This window comes from Streptomyces sp. 8N114 (assembly GCF_052245835.1).
Taxonomy (GTDB): domain Bacteria; phylum Actinomycetota; class Actinomycetes; order Streptomycetales; family Streptomycetaceae; genus Streptomyces.
This window is the reverse complement of sequence record NZ_JBQQBT010000003.1, coordinates 1-16139: the sequence shown is the minus strand read 5'-3', so window position 1 is coordinate 16139 and position 16139 is coordinate 1. Positions and strand designations below refer to the sequence as shown.

16 protein-coding genes and 1 pseudogene are annotated in these 16139 nt (G+C 69.2%); 9 read left to right on the top strand and 8 right to left on the bottom strand.

Annotation, left to right across the window (positions count from 1 at the left end; genetic code table 11):
• Positions 1-48: 48 nt before the first annotated feature.
• Together ACTWQF_RS08150 and ACTWQF_RS08145 are read left to right on the top strand one after the other, a co-directional pair.
• Positions 49-420, top strand: coding sequence for a YciI family protein (locus ACTWQF_RS08150; protein WP_443278510.1), 372 nt, complete (start codon positions 49-51; stop codon positions 418-420).
• Positions 417-1628 carry an RNA polymerase sigma factor gene (locus ACTWQF_RS08145; protein WP_443278509.1) on the top strand — a complete coding sequence of 404 codons (1212 nt, stop codon included), beginning with the start codon at positions 417-419 and terminating at the stop codon, positions 1626-1628. Before ACTWQF_RS08150 ends, ACTWQF_RS08145 begins: the two co-directional genes overlap by 4 nt.
• 37 nt (positions 1629-1665) lie before the next feature.
• Here the strand turns inward: ACTWQF_RS08145 and ACTWQF_RS08140 are convergent, their stop codons facing one another.
• Positions 1666-2115, bottom strand: coding sequence for a hypothetical protein (locus ACTWQF_RS08140; RefSeq protein WP_443278508.1), 450 nt, complete (start codon positions 2113-2115; stop codon positions 1666-1668).
• Positions 2116-2291: 176 nt separating this feature from the next.
• On the opposite strand from ACTWQF_RS08140, the gene ACTWQF_RS08135 reads away from it, so the two are divergent.
• The 4 genes from ACTWQF_RS08135 to ACTWQF_RS08120 all read left to right on the top strand — a co-directional run bounded on the left by ACTWQF_RS08135 (position 2292) and on the right by ACTWQF_RS08120 (position 6777).
• Positions 2292-3440, top strand: a complete 1149-nt coding sequence (locus ACTWQF_RS08135) for a sensor histidine kinase (RefSeq protein WP_443278507.1) — start codon at positions 2292-2294, stop codon at positions 3438-3440.
• Between the two features lie 67 nt (positions 3441-3507).
• A complete protein-coding gene (locus ACTWQF_RS08130) occupies positions 3508-4176 on the top strand; it encodes a response regulator (RefSeq protein ID WP_443278506.1) in 669 nt (222 codons plus the stop codon).
• Positions 4177-4312: 136 nt separating this feature from the next.
• Entirely contained in the window at positions 4313-4564 is a 252-nt protein-coding gene (locus ACTWQF_RS08125) for a hypothetical protein (RefSeq protein WP_443278505.1), read from the top strand.
• Positions 4565-4566: 2 nt separating this feature from the next.
• A complete protein-coding gene (locus tag ACTWQF_RS08120) occupies positions 4567-6777 on the top strand; it encodes an MMPL family transporter (RefSeq protein ID WP_443278504.1) in 2211 nt (736 codons plus the stop codon).
• Positions 6778-7066: 289 nt separating this feature from the next.
• Here the strand turns inward: ACTWQF_RS08120 and ACTWQF_RS08115 are convergent, their stop codons facing one another.
• Positions 7067-7909 (bottom strand): oxidoreductase, encoded by an 843-nt coding sequence (locus tag ACTWQF_RS08115; RefSeq protein WP_443278503.1) that lies wholly within the window; start codon positions 7907-7909, stop codon positions 7067-7069.
• Between the two features lie 67 nt (positions 7910-7976).
• On the opposite strand from ACTWQF_RS08115, the gene ACTWQF_RS08110 reads away from it, so the two are divergent.
• On the top strand, positions 7977-8642 hold the full coding sequence (locus tag ACTWQF_RS08110) for a DNA-binding response regulator (RefSeq protein WP_443278502.1): 666 nt from the start codon (positions 7977-7979) through the stop codon (positions 8640-8642).
• 118 nt (positions 8643-8760) lie between these two features.
• Here ACTWQF_RS08110 and ACTWQF_RS08105 read toward each other — a convergent pair whose 3' ends face one another.
• The 6 genes from ACTWQF_RS08105 to ACTWQF_RS08080 all read right to left on the bottom strand — a co-directional run bounded on the left by ACTWQF_RS08105 (position 8761) and on the right by ACTWQF_RS08080 (position 14484).
• Positions 8761-9537 carry a glyoxalase gene (locus tag ACTWQF_RS08105; RefSeq protein ID WP_443278501.1) on the bottom strand — a complete coding sequence of 259 codons (777 nt, stop codon included), beginning with the start codon at positions 9535-9537 and terminating at the stop codon, positions 8761-8763.
• A 302-nt stretch (positions 9538-9839) separates the two neighbouring features.
• Entirely contained in the window at positions 9840-10370 is a 531-nt protein-coding gene (locus ACTWQF_RS08100; protein WP_443278500.1) for a GNAT family N-acetyltransferase, read from the bottom strand.
• Between the two features lie 469 nt (positions 10371-10839).
• Positions 10840-11691: a hypothetical protein gene (locus ACTWQF_RS08095; protein WP_443278499.1), complete on the bottom strand. Its 852-nt coding sequence runs from the start codon at positions 11689-11691 to the stop codon at positions 10840-10842.
• Positions 11692-11914: 223 nt separating this feature from the next.
• Positions 11915-12193, bottom strand: a complete 279-nt coding sequence (locus ACTWQF_RS08090; protein ID WP_443278498.1) for a hypothetical protein — start codon at positions 12191-12193, stop codon at positions 11915-11917.
• A gap of 444 nt (positions 12194-12637) precedes the next feature.
• Complete coding sequence (locus tag ACTWQF_RS08085) at positions 12638-12847, bottom strand: hypothetical protein (RefSeq protein WP_443278497.1); 210 nt, start codon at positions 12845-12847, stop codon at positions 12638-12640.
• A 149-nt stretch (positions 12848-12996) separates the two neighbouring features.
• On the bottom strand, positions 12997-14484 hold the full coding sequence (locus ACTWQF_RS08080) for an ankyrin repeat domain-containing protein (RefSeq protein WP_443278496.1): 1488 nt from the start codon (positions 14482-14484) through the stop codon (positions 12997-12999).
• A gap of 195 nt (positions 14485-14679) precedes the next feature.
• Between ACTWQF_RS08080 and ACTWQF_RS08075 the strand changes: the two genes are divergently transcribed.
• Positions 14680-15258 (top strand): HD domain-containing protein, encoded by a 579-nt coding sequence (locus tag ACTWQF_RS08075; protein WP_443278943.1) that lies wholly within the window; start codon positions 14680-14682, stop codon positions 15256-15258.
• A 142-nt stretch (positions 15259-15400) separates the two neighbouring features.
• Positions 15401-15980: pseudogene (locus tag ACTWQF_RS08070) on the top strand (dienelactone hydrolase family protein).
• The last annotated feature ends 159 nt before the right edge of the window (positions 15981-16139 follow it).

The following is a 16139-nucleotide window of genomic DNA, read 5'->3' as shown; positions in this document are numbered from 1 at the left end:
CCGGTCGAAGGGCCCCGCCGGGGCTTGCGAACCAACGAGGAGTACGAAATGCAGTTCCTGATCAGCATGCATATCAACCCGGCCGTGCTGGACGCGCTGACCGACGAGGAGAAGGCGGCGATCGGCGACGGACACGGCAAGTTCATCGAGGCGCTGAAGAAGTCCGGCGAGCTGATCACCACGCAGGCGCTGGTCGACCCGTCACAGGCCGCTGTGGTGTCCGTACGCAACGGCCAGCCGGTGGTGACCGACGGACCTTTTCTGGAGTCCAAGGAGTTTCTGGGCGGTTTCTACCTGATCGACTGCGAGAACAAGGAGCGGGCGATCGAGCTGGCAGCACAGATCCCGGACACCGCGATCGAGGGTCTGGGGGTCGAGGTGCGGCAGGTGATGTTCGCTGACGGACAATTGGAGGCATGACAGCAACAGCCATCGAGGACCTGCTGCGTGAGCTCACGCCGCAGGTCCTCGGCACGCTGGTACGCCGGCACGGCCACTTCGAAGGATGCGAGGACGCCGTGCAGGAGGCCCTCCTCGCCGCCACCGTGCAGTGGCCGGCCGAGGGAGTGCCGGACAACCCGCGCGGCTGGCTGGTGACTGTCGCGGCCCGGCGGCTCATCGACCAGCTGCGCAGCGACCACGCGCGCCGCGAGCGGGAGTCGGCGACGGCCACCGAGGTGGTGCCCGAGGACGTGCCGGACACCGACGACACACTCGTGCTGCTGTTCCTGTGCTGCCATCCGACGCTGACCGCGGCCTCCCAGACCGCCCTGACGCTGCGGGCGGTCGGCGGCCTGACCACTGCCGAGATCGCCCGCGCGTTCCTGGTGCCGGAAGCCACGATGGCGGCCAGGATCAGCCGGGCCAAGCAGCGCATCAAGGCCGCCGGCAGCTCATTCAGCCTGCCCGTCGGTGCGGAGCGCGAGGAGCGGCTACGGGTCGTCCTGCACGTCCTCTACCTGATCTTCAACGAGGGCTACACCGCCTCCTCGGGCAGCGAGCTGCACCGCGCCGATCTCGCGCACGAGGCGATCCGGCTGGCCAGGACGGTGCACGCGCAGCTGCCCGACGACGGCGAGGTGACCGGGCTGCTCGCGCTGATGCTGCTGACCCACGCCCGCCGCGAAACCCGTACGACGGCGGCCGGCGACCTGGTGCCGCTGGACGAGCAGGACCGTACGAAGTGGGACCGCGGGCTGATCGACGAGGGAGTAGGACTGGTCAAGGCGTCGCTGGCCGGCCCGGCGCTGGGGCCTTACCAGCTGCAGGCCGCCATCGCCGCCACGCACGCCGACGCGGCCACGGCCGAGGAGACCAACTGGGCGCAGGTGCACGCCCTTTATCTGATCCTGGAGCGGATCGCGCCCAACCCGATGGTCACCCTCAACCGGGCGATCGCGCTCGCCGAGATCGACGGCCCGTCGGCCGGGCTGGCCCTGCTGTCCACATTGGACGGTGACGAGCGGATGGCCGGGCATCACCGGCTGCTGTCCGTACGGGCGCATCTGCTGGAGAAGACCGGCGACACGGCCGGAGCGTACGAGCACTACAGGCGCGCCGCGAAGTCCACCGCCAGCCTCGCCGAGCAACGCTACCTGGAGTCCCGAGCCGGCCGGGTAAGAGCATAGGTGCTGTCCCGATCCCCCGCCGGGGCTGTCCGGTGGGTCAGCCGTCAGCGCGATCGGGGAGGTCAGCGCGTCGGCGGACTCTGCGCAGGCCCAAGGCGCAGGCGCCGCAGAGGGCGCCCCAGGCGGCGTTGACGGCGAAGAGGGGGGCGATCGCCTGCGGATGGGCGAGGGGACCGGCCAACTCGCCGTCGAGCAGGGGCGAGAGAACTCCGCTGAGCACGATGGTGCCGAGCGCATAGGCGAGGCCGGCGGCGATGAGGGTCAGCAGGGGCTCCCGCACCCTGCTGAGGGCGCCGGCGCCGATCCAGACCGCCGAGATGGCCACCGTGAGGATCAACGGGGTGACCGGTTTACCGAGGCTGTCGCTCAGGCCGGTGATCGAGAACAGCGGCCTGATCAGCGCCACGGCTGCCAGTCCCGTCGTCAGGGGCCAGTTCAGGCGCTTCAGCAGCGTCGGGGTCCGGGGTTCGTGCGCGTACGTGTTCATGCCGCCGAGAATGGACGGGAGGCGGAGCTGCGGGCGTCGGCCGTGGGCGGGCATCTGTCCTACACCAGGGGTTGCGGTCGGGGCAGGTCGGCGTACACCCGTGGTTGCTGAGTGGTGCGGAAGGTTTCGCCGTGCGGCCGACGGTGCGGGGCACAGCGGCTGCCTACGCTGGTCGCATGGCAAGTGAGACCACGCGTCGGTTGCGGCTTCCGCACGGTCGCACGGCGGACTTGGCGCCGGCCTGCGGTGTTGTCCTGCTGGTTGCCGTCGGGAGTGCGGCGGCGCTGATCCGCAACTCCGCGGAATCCTGGCCCATGACCGTCCTCGGCTGGCTGCTGATCGTGACCTCGTGCGGGGCGCTGTCGTTCCGGCGTCGGTATCCGGTGGCCGTGGCGCTGTTCGTCCTGGCCGGCACCGCCGCGTACTACCTCACCAGCGAGTACGACGGCCCTCTTATGATCGCCCTGATCGTCGCGCTCTATTCGGTGGCCGCCGAGGGCGGACTCCGGGCGGCGGTGGCCATCGCCGCCGTTGCCGTCATCGGTGTGGGCGTCGGGACGCTGGCGGGCAACCAAGAGATCAACGGCGTCACGCTCTTCATGCTCACCGGCTGGCTGGTGGCGATGGTGGCACTCGGCACGATGCGGTTCAGGCAGTTCGCCTACGCGGAGGAGAAGGCGCGACGCCGGGCCACCGAGGAGCGGTTGCGGATCGCGCGCGACCTGCATGACGTCGTCGGGCACAACATCTCGCTGATCAATGTGCAGGCCGGCGCAGCGCTGCATCGGCTGAAGAAACACCCGGAACAGGCCGAGGAGGCCCTCGCAGCGATCAAGAAGAGCAGTCGGGAAGCGCTGCGGGAGCTGCGCACCACGCTCGGTGTGCTCCGCCAGGTCGACGCCGAGGTGCCGACGCGGCCCGCGCCCGGACTTGCCCGCCTCGATGAGCTGGTGGCCTCGGCGAAGTCGGCGGGGCTCGATGTCAATGTGCACAACTGGGGGCGGCCACGCGCGCTGTCCGCCGCGGCGGATCTCGCGGCGTTCCGGATCGTTCAGGAGTCGCTGACCAATGTGACCCGGCATGCTCGCGGGGCCACGGCGGTGGAGGTGCGGATCGGCTTCGGGGGGCGGCAGCTCTCGCTGACGATCGAGGACGACGGGGACGCGACGGGCGCATTGGACCGTAAATCCAGGAGTGACGGCACCGGGGGGAGCGGCATTGCCGGCATGCGGGAGCGGGCGGCTACGCTCGGCGGCGACCTTTCCGCGGGTCCAGGGCCGAGCGGTGGCTTCTTTGTCACGGCCCGTATTCCGTACGAGAGTTGAGCCTGGTCCGCCTTCGGCGACGGGGCCTCACCAACCGAGTCACGTGACGATCGGAGCCGACCCTCACATGATCAAGGCTCTGCTGGCCGACGACCAGCGCCTGGTGCGCGCCGGGTTCCGCTCGATCCTTGACGACGAGGACGACATCACCGTGGTCGGAGAGGTGAGCGACGGCGCGGAGGCCGTGGCCGCCTGCCGGGAACTGCGCCCCGATGTCGTCCTGATGGACATCCGGATGCCGGGCATGGACGGAATCGAGGCGTCCCGCCTGATCGCCGCCGATCCGCATCTCGCCGAGGTGCAGGTGGTCGTCCTGACCACCTTCGACCTGGACGAGCACATCTACGGGGCGCTGCGGGCAGGCGCCACCGGCTTCCTGGTGAAGGACACCGAGCCCGAGGAGCTGCTGCAGGCGGTACGGGTGGCGGCGCGCGGCGATGCGCTGATCAGCCCCTCCGTCACACGGCGGCTGATCGCGGAGTTCGCCGGCCGGGTCGCGGCGCCCGAGCCGAGCCCACGCCTGAATGCGCTGACGGGGCGGGAGCGCGAGGTGATGGAGCTGGTCGCGGCCGGGCTGACCAACGACGAGATCGCCCACCGGCTGGTGTTGAGCCCGGCCACCGCCAAGACCCACGTCAGCCGGATCATGACGAAACTGGACGCCCGCGACCGCTCCCAGCTGGTCGTCCTGGCGTACGAGTCAGGGATGGTCCGCCCCGGCTGGCTGGCGGACTGACCTGCCGGGGCCGAGCGATCCGCCGGCCCGCAACCACCGGCGTACACCGGTCCGTCCGGACCGCAACCGCTGGGGTAGCACGAGTGTCCGCCGCGGGCTGACGCCTGCCGCAGAAGCAGCCCCGCATGCTCCCCGTATGAACGAACCGTCCATACGCGGCAAGGCCGCAGCCGCCCTGCTGGGCCTCCTGGTCGGCGGAGCAACGGGCTTTCTGCTGACCGAAGCCATGGGCGCCTTCTTCACCCCCGTCCATGACCGCGCCCGCGATGGGAGCGGCGGCACGCTGCCGGCCGCCTTCTTCGCTGTGCCCATCCTGTGCGCCCTCATCGGCGCAGTGATCGGCGCACATCGGGCCGGCCGTCCGCTCCGACAGAACAAGGGCAGGTAATCGTGTCCGACTCACGCGGCACGCCCGCGAACAACGCCTCGGCCCCGTCCGGCACCGCCTCTTCCTCGGGTACCTTCGGACGGCTCGCTGCCTGGTCCCAGCGCCATCGCAGGGCCGCCGTGCTGCTCTGGATACTCCTGCTGGCCGTGATCACGGTCGGCTCGCAGGCGGCCGGCAGCAACTATCGCAACGACTTCACGCTGCCCGGCACCGAGTCCCAGGCAGCAACGGATCTGATGAAGCAGCACAGCTCGCTGCAGGCCGGGGACAGCATCCAGATCGTCCTCGAGCACCCGCAGGGCATCGCGGAGCGCAAGCCGGCCGTGGAACACATGCTTGATCAGGTACGCGGCAAGTCCAGCGTCACCGAGGTGCGCAGCCCCTTCGCAGACGCTTCTGCCGTCTCGGAAGACGGCACGATCGGCTACGCCACGGTGACGCTCGACGACAAGGCGCAGAGCGTGCCCAAGGACGACGTCACACACATCATGGACACCGCGCAGGCCGCCGCCCAGGACGGTCTACGGGTCGAGCTCAGCGGCGAAGCTGTGCGCGGCGCGGAGGAGGAAGACAGCGGTTCTGCCGAAGGAGCGGGCATGCTCGCCGCGCTCGTCATTCTGGTGCTCCTCTTCGGCTCGCTGGTGGCGGCCGCGCTGCCACTGGTCACCGCACTGTTCGCGGTAGGCGGTGCGGTCGGGCTGATCGCCCTCGCCTCTCACCTGTTCGCCGTCGCCGATTTCACCCCGCCGATCATGATGCTGGTCGGGCTCGGTGTCGGCGTCGACTACGCACTGCTGATCTTTTACCGCTACCGGCACGAGCTGATCCACGGCGCAGATCCCAACACTGCGGCCCGGTCCGCCCTGGACGCCGCGGGGCGCACGGTGTTCTTCGCCGGCTGCACCGTGGTCCTCGCGCTGCTCGGCCTGGTTGTGCTCGGCCTTGGCTCGCTGCAGGGTGTCGCCCTGGCGGTGGTGCTGACGGTGCTGATCACCGTGGCGGCCTCGCTGATCCTGCTGCCCGCCCTGCTCGCCCTGTTCGGTCGTCGGATCCAGCACCATGTACTCAAGCGCGCCGAGAAGGCCAAGGCCGAGGGGAGGGAAGACGGCTCCCGTTGGCGGCAGTTGGCCGCAGCGGTGCAGCGTCGCCCGCTGCCCTCCCTGCTGGCCGCGTTCATCGCGCTTCTTGCGCTGTCCGCTCCGGCACTGCAGATGCGCCTCGGCTTCGCCGACGCGGGCAACGACCCGCGGAGTTCGACCAGTCGGCAGGCGTACGACCTCCTCGCGGAGGGCTTCGGCCCCGGCTTCAACGGTCCGCTGATCGTCGTCGTGGACGGTGACCAGGCGGCAGGCGATGCCGCGCGGGCGGCCCTCGTCAAGGCCGACGGTGTTGCCGCGACCAGCCCCGCGCTGCCGTCGAAGGACGGCAGACTCGCCACTCTGATCGTCTTCCCGGAGGCCGCGCCGCAGGACGAGGGCACCACCGACCTCGTACACCGGCTCCGGGACGACGTACTGCCACCGCTGGAGCGGGACACCGGCGCGGAGTTCCTGGTCGGTGGATCGACCGCCACTACCCAGGACTTCGCCGACAGCATCACACAGCGGATGCCGCTCTTCGTGGTGATCGTCGTCGGAATGTCGTCGCTGCTGCTCATGGTGGTCTTCCGCTCGGCCCTGATCCCGCTCAAGGCGGCGCTGTTGAATCTGCTGAGCATCTCAGCGGCGCTGGGCGCGATCACGCTGGTCTTCCAAAAGGGCTGGTTCGGGGTGCAGCCGGGGCCCGTCGAAGCCTTCATCCCCGTGATGATCTTCGCGATCGTCTTCGGACTCTCCATGGACTACGAGGTCTTCCTGATCTCCCGCATCCACGAGGAGTGGGAGCGCACCGAAGACCACGCTCATGCGGTTCGAGAGGGCCTGGCCGCCACCGGCAAGGTGATCACTGCGGCTGCGGCCATCATGATCGTGGTCTTCGCCGCCTTCATCCTCAGCCCCAGCCGCATGCTGCAGCAGTTCGGTCTGGGTCTCGCGGTGGCGATCCTGCTCGACGCGCTGGTCATCCGCTGCCTCATCGTGCCCGCCGCGATGCAACTGCTCGGCCGCCGCGCATGGTGGCTCCCCGCGACGCTCGCCAGGCGGCTGCCGACGGTGGCGCTGGAGCGTCCCGAAGCCACACTGGAGCGTCCCGAAGCCCGGTCACCAGCTCGATGACCGACGGCCGGCCCGGACCCGGAAGGTGCTCGCCTTCTGCGATGAGCGCGGCGTCGACGCCGCCGAAGTCGGCGCTTTCGGATCGCCAGAAGGTCTGTCGGTGGAATGCCGCGCGTGAATGAACGCCCGCCGCCTGCGCCTGCCCAGAGGTCACCACGGCCGGGGTGCCGTCCGGCGCTTGGAGGAAGAAGAAGGTCTCCCTGCGCGGCTGCCGAGTGTCGGCGTCGGGGAGATCGGGCAGGCGGCGGCAAAGGGGATGGCGGCCGAGCTGACTTCCGGAGCCGACCGGTCAGCCTCGCAGGTCGGACAGGTCCTCGTCGCTGAGACGGAGATCGTTGGCCGCGAGGTTCTCCTCCAGGTGATCGGGAGAACCGGTGCCCGGAATCGCCAACACCGACGGCGATGTCGCCAGCAGCGAGGCGATCTGCACCTGCGCGGTGGTCGCGCCCAGGCGCGCCGCGACCTTGCCGAGCCGTTCGGTGTCGAGTGGGCTGCCGCCACCGCCGAGCGGGAAGTACGGCACGTACGCGATATCCGCTGCCTCGCATTCCGCGAGCAGCCCCATGTCACCGGTGTGCTGGTTCTGCACCGCCGTGACGGGCGCGATCGCCCGGGCCTCGGCGAACTGGGCTGCGTCGACATTACTGATGCCCAGGTGCCGGATCAGCCCCTCCGCCCGGAGCTCGGCCAGCACCTCGAACCGTTCGGCGATCGACTCGCCACCCGGTCCGGTGATCCCGCCCACCCGCAGATAGACCAGGTCGAGCCGGTCCAGCCCGAGGGAGCGCAGGTCCGCCTCGACCAGACCGCGCAGCTGGTCAGGCGTCGCCTGACCGCTCGGCATTCCGTTCGGTCCGAGCAGCGGTCCGACCTTCGTCGCGATCACCAGGTCGTCACGGTAGGGGGTCAATGCCGTACGGATCAGCTCGTTGGCCCGTACCGCTCCCCTGCCGTAGAAGCCGGCCGTGTCGATGTGGTTGACGCCGAGCTCCACGGCGCGCCGGAGCACCGCGATGCCGCGCTCAGGGGCTCGCGGCGGACCGTCGAAGGTACCCGTCGCCAGGCGCATCGCGCCGAAGCCGAGCCGGTTGATGGTCAGGTCTCCGCCCAGGGAGAACGTCTTGGTCGTCATGAGGCTCATGGTGTCCGCCGCCATGACGCCCCGCGAGCTCGTGGCAACTTGCTGCCAAACTGGCGGGGTGCCGAATGAACAGGTGTTCTCAGTCCGTGGCGACGCAGAGTTGATCATGCGTGCCGGTCATCTCTTCGAATCCGCGCAGACCGAGTTCCTGTGCGCGGCCCGGGACCTCAGGACCTGGTCGCAACCGGAGGCCAGGGCAGCGATCGGGAACCGGATGCGTGCTGCGGATTCCCCCGACTTCACCACTCGTAAGCTGCTCAGCCCGGTCGCGCTCGCCGACGAGGAAGCCCGCACGCACCTGCGGCTGGTGCAGAGCAAGGGGGCTCTCGTGCGGATCAGCGGCTCGCCGCTGCCGCACGAGACCATCCTCATCGACCGGCGGGTGATGATCCTGGCCGGCCGGGAGACCCCAACCGGCCGCGAGTACACCGTGACGACGTCGCAGATCCTGGTCGACGGCGTCCACTCGCTGTTCCAGGCGCTCTGGGACAGCGCCGTCGGTCTCGACACCTATCTGCGCAGCGACGTCCCGCACCTCGATGCCGACGGCCGCATGATCCTCGAAGCCCTCGCTTCGGGACTCACCGACGCATCGGCGGCCAAACGGCTCGGCTTCTCGCTACGCACCTACCGACGGCGCGTGGCCGAGCTGATGGCCACGCTCGAGGCCGACTCCCGCTTCCAGGCCGGGCTGCGTGCGGGCGAACTGGGGATACCCCGCTGAGACCGCACTGGTCGCATCCCGTCACCTTCTGCCAGAGGCGACACATGGATGGGTCCCGCCCCGCCTGCGCCGGGAACATCGTTGCCGCCGGAAGCGGAGGTATGGGCAGGCGGGCGGATCACTGAGAAGAGTCGTCCTGCGTGCCTGCCCTGGTGGAATGTTCGGCGAGCCATTGCGTGAGGTCTTCGGCATGGTGCAGTTCAGCTGCGACGCGCCTGCGTTCGGTGTCGGTGAGCTGGATCTGTTCCAGCTCACCGACCCAGGCGTCGATGTGATCACGCTCGTTCAGGGCGGTGGCAAGCTCGACGAGGGTGGCCAGGGCCAGGGCCCGGTCAAGGGGCGCAGCGGTGTCGCCGTGCCTGCGCAGTGCGGAGGAGACGGCCCGGAAGGCAGCCCGGTCGTCGTTCTTGAACTCGCGGAAGATACGGGCATTGTCGAGCGCCCGGGCCAGGCCCTGCAGCTTCTTGGAGCCGCCGTATTCGAGCTCGATCGGCTCGTCCCGCTGGATGAAGATGAGCGAGTTGCCGGACGGGTCGAGAAGGGTGAACCGCGTTTGGCCGCGGCGGAAACGTGTGATGCGCGGGACTCCCTTGGCCAGCACCTTGCCGTAGGCGGCGCGCATGGCCTGGGTGAAGGCGGCATGGTAGGGGGCGACTTCGTCCACCATGACCAGACAGGCGCCGCCGTCTTCCCTGGCCGGGTCATGGTCCTGGGGCGGCCTGCCGAAGTGCACCGCGAAACCGCTCCACTCCAGGGCGAGGTAGAGGTACGGGCGCGTCTGTTCGTAGGTGACCTTGAATCCGAGCGCCTGGTAGAACGCCAGTGTCTCCTCCACGTCCGCGCACGGCAGCACCGGCACCATCGTCTCGTTCGCCCGTATCAGCGTTTCCGTCAACGGTCCTCCGCCTCATCGCATCTCGGATGTCCCCGGCATCCCCCGCCACTCGGGCATCACTGCCCAAAGGGTGAGCGCCGAACTGGGACCCCGACAGTACGACCGCGACCTCGACTAGTCAAACTTTAATAGTGGGAGACAGGGAGCAGTTGCCCCCTTGCCCCGCCGACACCAGCCGGTCACCGCCGTCATCGTCAGCCATGGTGCGGAACGCTGTCCCAGCCCCGTCGTGCTTGAGGCGGGAGGTGAGGCAGGCACGGGAGGCGTTGCCCTCTCCGCTCCCTCTCTGCCCGCGCCGTCCGTCAGCCGACCCGCCGGGCCAGCACCTGTCCCGGCCAGGCCCCGAGCAGGAAACGGTTGGTGGGGGTGAAACCGTTGCGCTCGTAGAACGCGACGAGTTCGCCCCCGCCGCCCGCCCAGCAGTCGACCCGCAGCAGGTCCACGCCGGCCCGCCGGGTCTCCTCGACGGCATGGGCCAGCAACGCCGCCCCGATGCCCCGACCGGCGTGCCGTCGGTCGGAGACCAGCAGCCGGACGTACCGCTCCGCCTCCCCGGCCGGCGCGAGCGGCATCTGCGGGCTGGGCCCGGTGTGCAACACCAGGGCCCCGACGGGGGTTGCGTCCAACTCCGCGATGTAGGGCGCGTACTCGGTCGTGTACCGCTCGACCCGCTCCACCCCGCCGGGCTTCTGCGAGTACGGCGTCGTGCCCCACTGCTCGGTGTTCCCGCGCTCGTTCATCCAGACCACCGCGGAGTCGAGCAGGTCCAGAACGGCCGGCACGTCGGCCGGGCTGCCCGGTCTGATCCGTATGCCATGTGCGGTGTCGTTCACGGCGGAAGCCTAGGACCCTGTCGGGCGGATCACGAGCGAACCAGCCATAACCTGGTCGCAGCGACCCTGCTCAGCGTGGAGAGGCACCGCGCTGCGCCGACACCCGTGGCGCGCGGCGCGCCCTGCTGACACACGTCCGCGCCCCGGTCCTACCGGACCAATGTCCCCGCGCAGCCGGACCGGATCTCCGGGCTCGACTTCCACCCCGGCGGGCGTCCTGGCCACCGTGAGTCGGCACAAGTGCCATGGTCGGCAAGCGTAGACGTGCCGTGCCTGGCTTCCGTTCGAGCTGGGTGCGGTCCGCCCGCCGGTCCGGGGTGATGACCAGGGCCAGGCGGACGGCACTTGCCATCAGCCACCAAGTGGATCTCGGCGGTCAGGCCGCCCCGGCATCGACGACGGCCGTCGGTCGGATCCCCGCTGCTGAGCACGCCCAGAACACGAGGTACCTGACCGAGGAGACACGGACCTAGGCGTCGGCCCGCTGGGCGTCGGTCCCTTGGGATTCGTGCCCCTGGCCGGACTCGAGCGACTCGCGATCCTCGTCCACCAGAAGTTCGTCGTAGACCTTGTCGGCGCGGGCCCGGAGTGCCCGGATGCGGGCGACGGTGTCGACGTCGACCGGCTCGGCGGGCAGGACCGGGATGTTCCATTGCTGAGCGGTGGCGACCAGGCTGTGGGCCACCTCCACCTGGTGGGCCAGCAGCGCGGTGGGGAAGAGGCTCGCGCGCAGGGTCGACTCACGGCCCAGCAGACCGCGGTAGGTGATCTCCGAGGCGACGTCCACCGTGTCCAGGCGCTGCCCCGAGGCCCGCTCCAGCGAGGCCAGCACCACGGAGCCAAGCCCTTCGACGACCTTGGTCACCGCCCACTTACGCCCCGGCAACGGCGGCAGCACGTCACGTATCCGGTCCACCTCCTGGTCCAGCCCCTCGGTGCTCATCGCGGCGAACGCGTTGTGCAGCCGCAGGCTGACGACCTTCTTCCAGGGGATGTCCTCCCCGTCGAACCCCACCGACTCCGGCCCGAAGCTGAGGGCCCCCAGGCTCCTGAGGGGCCGCAGCGCCTTGGCGGTGAGGGCGGGCACCCTCGGGTGCTGGGAGACCAGGGCGCCCAAGGAGAACTCCCAGGGCTCGCGAGCCGGAGCGGCCGGCGCCGGCAGCGCGCGTACCGCCTTGAGCACCCACTCCCCGGAGTTGACCGCCCCATTGCGCCGTGCCTCGGCGCCCCGGTCCGTGAGTTCGCGACCCCGCGCAGCCGCCGAGGCGGCAGCATTGCCCACCGAGTCACCGATGCCGCGGACCTTGTCGCGAAAGCCCATGTCCCATCCCCCGTTTCCGCTTTCTGTTCTTCCGTTGACGTGCGAGCCCGCCCCGGCACTCCCGAAGACCAGGAGGGACGGTACCCACGCGAAGCGCGCGCCCAAGACTAGGCGGTTTGCCTTCTGCGGGCCCCGGCGGCGTCTTGCCGGGGTCAAGCCGTTGCGCCGTTGCGCCGTTGTGCCGTTTTGCCGTTGTGCCGTTGTGCCGTTGTGAAGCGCACGGTCAGCGTGGGATCAGCGAGCGTTCTTCTGTGACCGTCAGACGCGCCTGGCGGTTGCTCGGCGAGCAGTTGCGACCGTTGGGATAGGTGGGTTTCGGGGTGGTCCGGATCTGTCGGTCCAGCACGGTGGCGCCCTCCCGGTTCTTGAATACCAGCGTGACGCGTATCGGCTTCCTCGGCAGGTCATGCATGCGTGCAAAGCCGGGCCAGACAAAGGGCTCCTGGCTCGGGGAGGGCCTGGCTACCTGGCTCTCTGTGGCGGAAGCGGATTCCGTGGTCATCACGGGGTTCCCTGGGGACGCCGGCTCTTCCGACCCGCTCTCCCGCAGCCTCAGCATGCGCTTTCGGCATCTCCCGTCCCAGCAGGCCGTAAGGGTCGCGTCGGCCACCTTGTCAGCCAGCTTCGGCGCGACCTTGACCCGGATCCCGGCAGGCGCGTCCACCAGGGTGCAGGGGTGGGTGTCTCCCGCCGAACTCCCACACGCGGTCAGCAACGCCACAGCCGCCAGAGGGACCGCCAATCCGACGTTCCGTCTCACGCTGGCTCCTCGGCAACCGTCGGCGTCGTGGGCATGGCCACTCATGCTCGCACGGCGGCTGCCCACCACGCCGCGCGGCCTGAGCCCTCCCGTTGGCCCCTGCCTGTTGCCGGGTCAGGGCCGCCACGTTGTCGCTGTTGCTCCTGCGGTGAGGAAGAAGGAGACGTGCAGAAGGTAGCGCCGGACTCACACCCGGGCGGCCAGGCGTTGCCTGAGCGGCTCGTAGTCGTGCTGGGGAAACAGGTTCGGCAACTGATCGAGCATGCCCTCCACGCGGCCCCGGACCCGGGAGAACTCCTCCGAGCCCAGGGGCGCCTGGGTGAAGAGAAACTGCCAGGAGAAGGCGCCCCTGGTCATCCGCAGAATGTCCAGATAGGCGCGGTATCCGATATCCATCTTCCAGTGCGGCTACGACAGCCGCGGTCCGACCCACGACTGGGCCGCCAATGGGGGGCCGCGGACCGGCGCCTCCCATGAGGCGCGGGCATCGGTGGTCACCCCCCTGTCGCCGGTGAGTGCCAGTAGGGCGCTGGGACAGACAGGGGTCAGCGGGCCTGTTGCTCCGTCGCGGTGGCGCGGAGCCGGTCTGCCACGGGTCGGTAGTTCTGGAAGCGCTCGTCGTCCAACCGGTGCTCGACCTGCTCGAGGACCGTTTCTCCCCGGTACGGGACGTCCCGGGCGCCGTGCCGGAGCAGCTCATCGACCAGGGCCGCCAACACCTCGCCGGGCACCTCGTGAGCGTAGTAGACGGTGCCGGTGAGGAGAGCGTGCAGTGCGGGACGTCGGTGAGTGAAGACCGCCCCGTCGTTCTCCGCGGCGTTCGGGTCGGCGCCGGCGTCGAGAAGGAACCGCACCTTGTTGACGTGGGTGCGCAGCGCTCGGGGGTCGCGGTAGGGCAGGCGGTCGAGAAGGTGGCCCAGCGTCCTGTTCCCCAACAGACCGCTGGAAGCGCTCCGGTCCACGAGAAGGCTCACCAACTCTGCTGGGTACGGCAGGGTGTTGAGAGCCAGGTCGATGAGGGTCGCGCCATCCCGGTCGTGGGCGTCCACGGGGGCTCCTGAGTCGAGGAGCGACCGTATGACCGCCATGTGCTCGGCGCCGTCGAGCCGGTCGGCGCAGGAGCGGACCCGCTGCCGATGGTCCAGCCCGGCGAAGTGGGGTGCGTTGCCGAACTCCGCCTGGCGGGCGGGGTCGGCCCCCGCGGCGAGCAGAGCGGTCACAGCGCCAGGCCGACGGTGGGCCACAGCGGCATGGAGGGCCGTCATGCCATGCTCGTCCAGGGCGTTCACGTCCGCGTTCGCCGTGAGGGCCGCGCTGATTGCTTCGGTGTCGCCGAGGGCGGACGCGGTCATCAGGGCGCGGTCGGCGTCCGAGGGTTCACCCGTGGGCTGGAGTTCGAGAATTGCCCATGCCTCCTCGTGATGCGGCGGTGCAGCGCTGCACAGGAAGCGGAACCGGGCGCCGTCGAAGAGTGCCGGGGCGTGGCCGAGGTAGTAGCTCTCGTGGTGGCTGCTGGTCACCAGGTCCATGGGCGCCGTCCAGCTCAGCGCCGTGTAGGCGAGGTAGCGCCGGGCGGGCGAGGTGATTCCCGGGAGGGCGGGGGCGCCCCGGTCGTCGTCGAATTCATCGTCCGGGTCGTCGTCCGGATCGTCGTCGTCCAAGTCGTTGTTCCGGTCGCCGTCCTGGCCGCCGCCCTGGCCGTCACCCTGGTCATCGCCCTGGCCCTCGTCGAGCAAGTCGCCGTCCCGGTCATCGTCAACCAAAGGAAGCCCGGCCGCGCCGAGAGCTTTCTTGGCTTCGGCATCGTCAGCCATCTCGGCCATGAGGAGATCGAACGCCTCGTAGACCGACGAGACCTCTCCCAGTACGCGGACGTTCTCGAAGCCTTCGTCGGCCTCGTCCTCGAACGCGTCCTCGTCGTCCGTACCGTCGATGTCGTACGCCACGGCCACGTACCGTCCGCCGCAGAGTTCGGGCCGCAGCCGACCGGACTCCGCCTCGGCGAGACAGCGCAACACCTCATCCTCGTCCATGGCCCCGAGTCTGTACCCTGCCACTGACAACGGCCCCGGTCCCGTTCGAACTGCCGTGAAGCGCCGCCTGACGTCGGTCGGCCCACCCATCCCAGGTAATCCCCGCAGACGGCCCCCTGCCCACCGATTCGGGTCAGTGGGCAGGGGGCCGTCAGGCCGCGTCAGTAACCTGAACCGGTGACACCATCAGACGCCCTGTCCCGGGCTTTGCTTGCCTCCACCGATCCGCCACTTCGGCCGCTTCCGTCTTCGGTGACAGACCTTCTCCGGTCCCTGAATGCTCCGCCGCGGTTGGCTGCCCATCTGCGAGCCGTCCATGACGTGGCGTATCAACTGGTGGAATGGACAGAGCATCGCTGTCCGGACATCGTCGTCAACCGCGACGCCGTTCTCTTCGGAGCAGCGACACATGACATCGGCAAAGCTGTGCACGTCGCCGAACTGTCCGGGCCTGGCTCAGCACACGAAGAGGCCGGCCGAGAAATGCTGTTGGCTCTTGGATTCAGCCCGGACCTGGCCCGCTTCGCCGGAACTCACGCCTCTTGGACGGATCCCGACGCGACGTTTGAAGACTTGCTGGTGAGTACGGCCGACAAGGTCTGGAAGAACAAACGCGTCGCAGAACTCGAAGACCTCCTGATCTCGCGGCTGGCGCACGCAACAGGCCAACAGCATTGGGCGGAATACCTCGCGCTCGACGAGCTGCTTGAACACATCGGCAACGGAGCCGATCGCCGCCTCGCATTCCAAGCATCCTTCCCGGTGTACGCATAGCGGTCGAGGTTTCGGAACCTCTGCATGAGCGCTGGGCCTGGGGACCACGCGGTTGTCAGTGCTGCGGACCATACTCGTGCAGCGGTGCCGCCCAGGCACCTAGATTCGAGGGGAAACGACATGCCAGTGCGAGGGGAACGACATGGCTGAAGTGCTGGTTTTCCACCACGGGTGCGGGTTGACGGCCGGAGTCCGCGAGTTTGCCGAGCAGATGCGACGGGCCGGGCACACCGTCCACACCCCCTGACCTTTTCCAGGGACAGGTCTTCGACAGTCTCGATGAAGGCATCAGCTACGTCGAGACGGTGGGGTTCGGCACGATCATTGCGCGCGGGACGGCCGCCGCCGAGAAGCTGCCTGCGGGCCTCGTGTACCTCGGGTTCTCGCTTGGTGTCCTGCCGGCACAGAAACTGGCCCAGTCCCGCCCCGGAGCGAAGGGCGCGCTGCTGCTCGAGGCGTGCATCCCAGTCACGGAGTTGGGCGACGCTTGGCCCCAGGACGTCCCGGTCCAGATCCACGGCATGGACGCAGATCCTTTCTTTGCCGGGGAGGGTGATGTAAAGGCGGCCCGAGCACTCGGCGAGACGGCGGCGAACGCTGAGCTTTTCCTCTATCCCGGCGACAGACACCTCTTCACCGACAGCAGCCTGCCGTCGCACGATGAGCACGCCGCGGCGCAGGTCACCCACCGAGTGCTCAGCTTCCTCGATCTCATCAATTGACGTGCTCCCTGGCCTGAAGTCCAGGGATTCCGGGCCTGGGTCGCCTGACCCTTCCGGGGGCTTCCTGCTTCACTGCGCTGTGCGGGCACGTGTGCCCGTCTTACCGGCACTCCACAGGCGTTTAGCGTCTCCACCCGTCCGGTGGCAACGATACGGCGT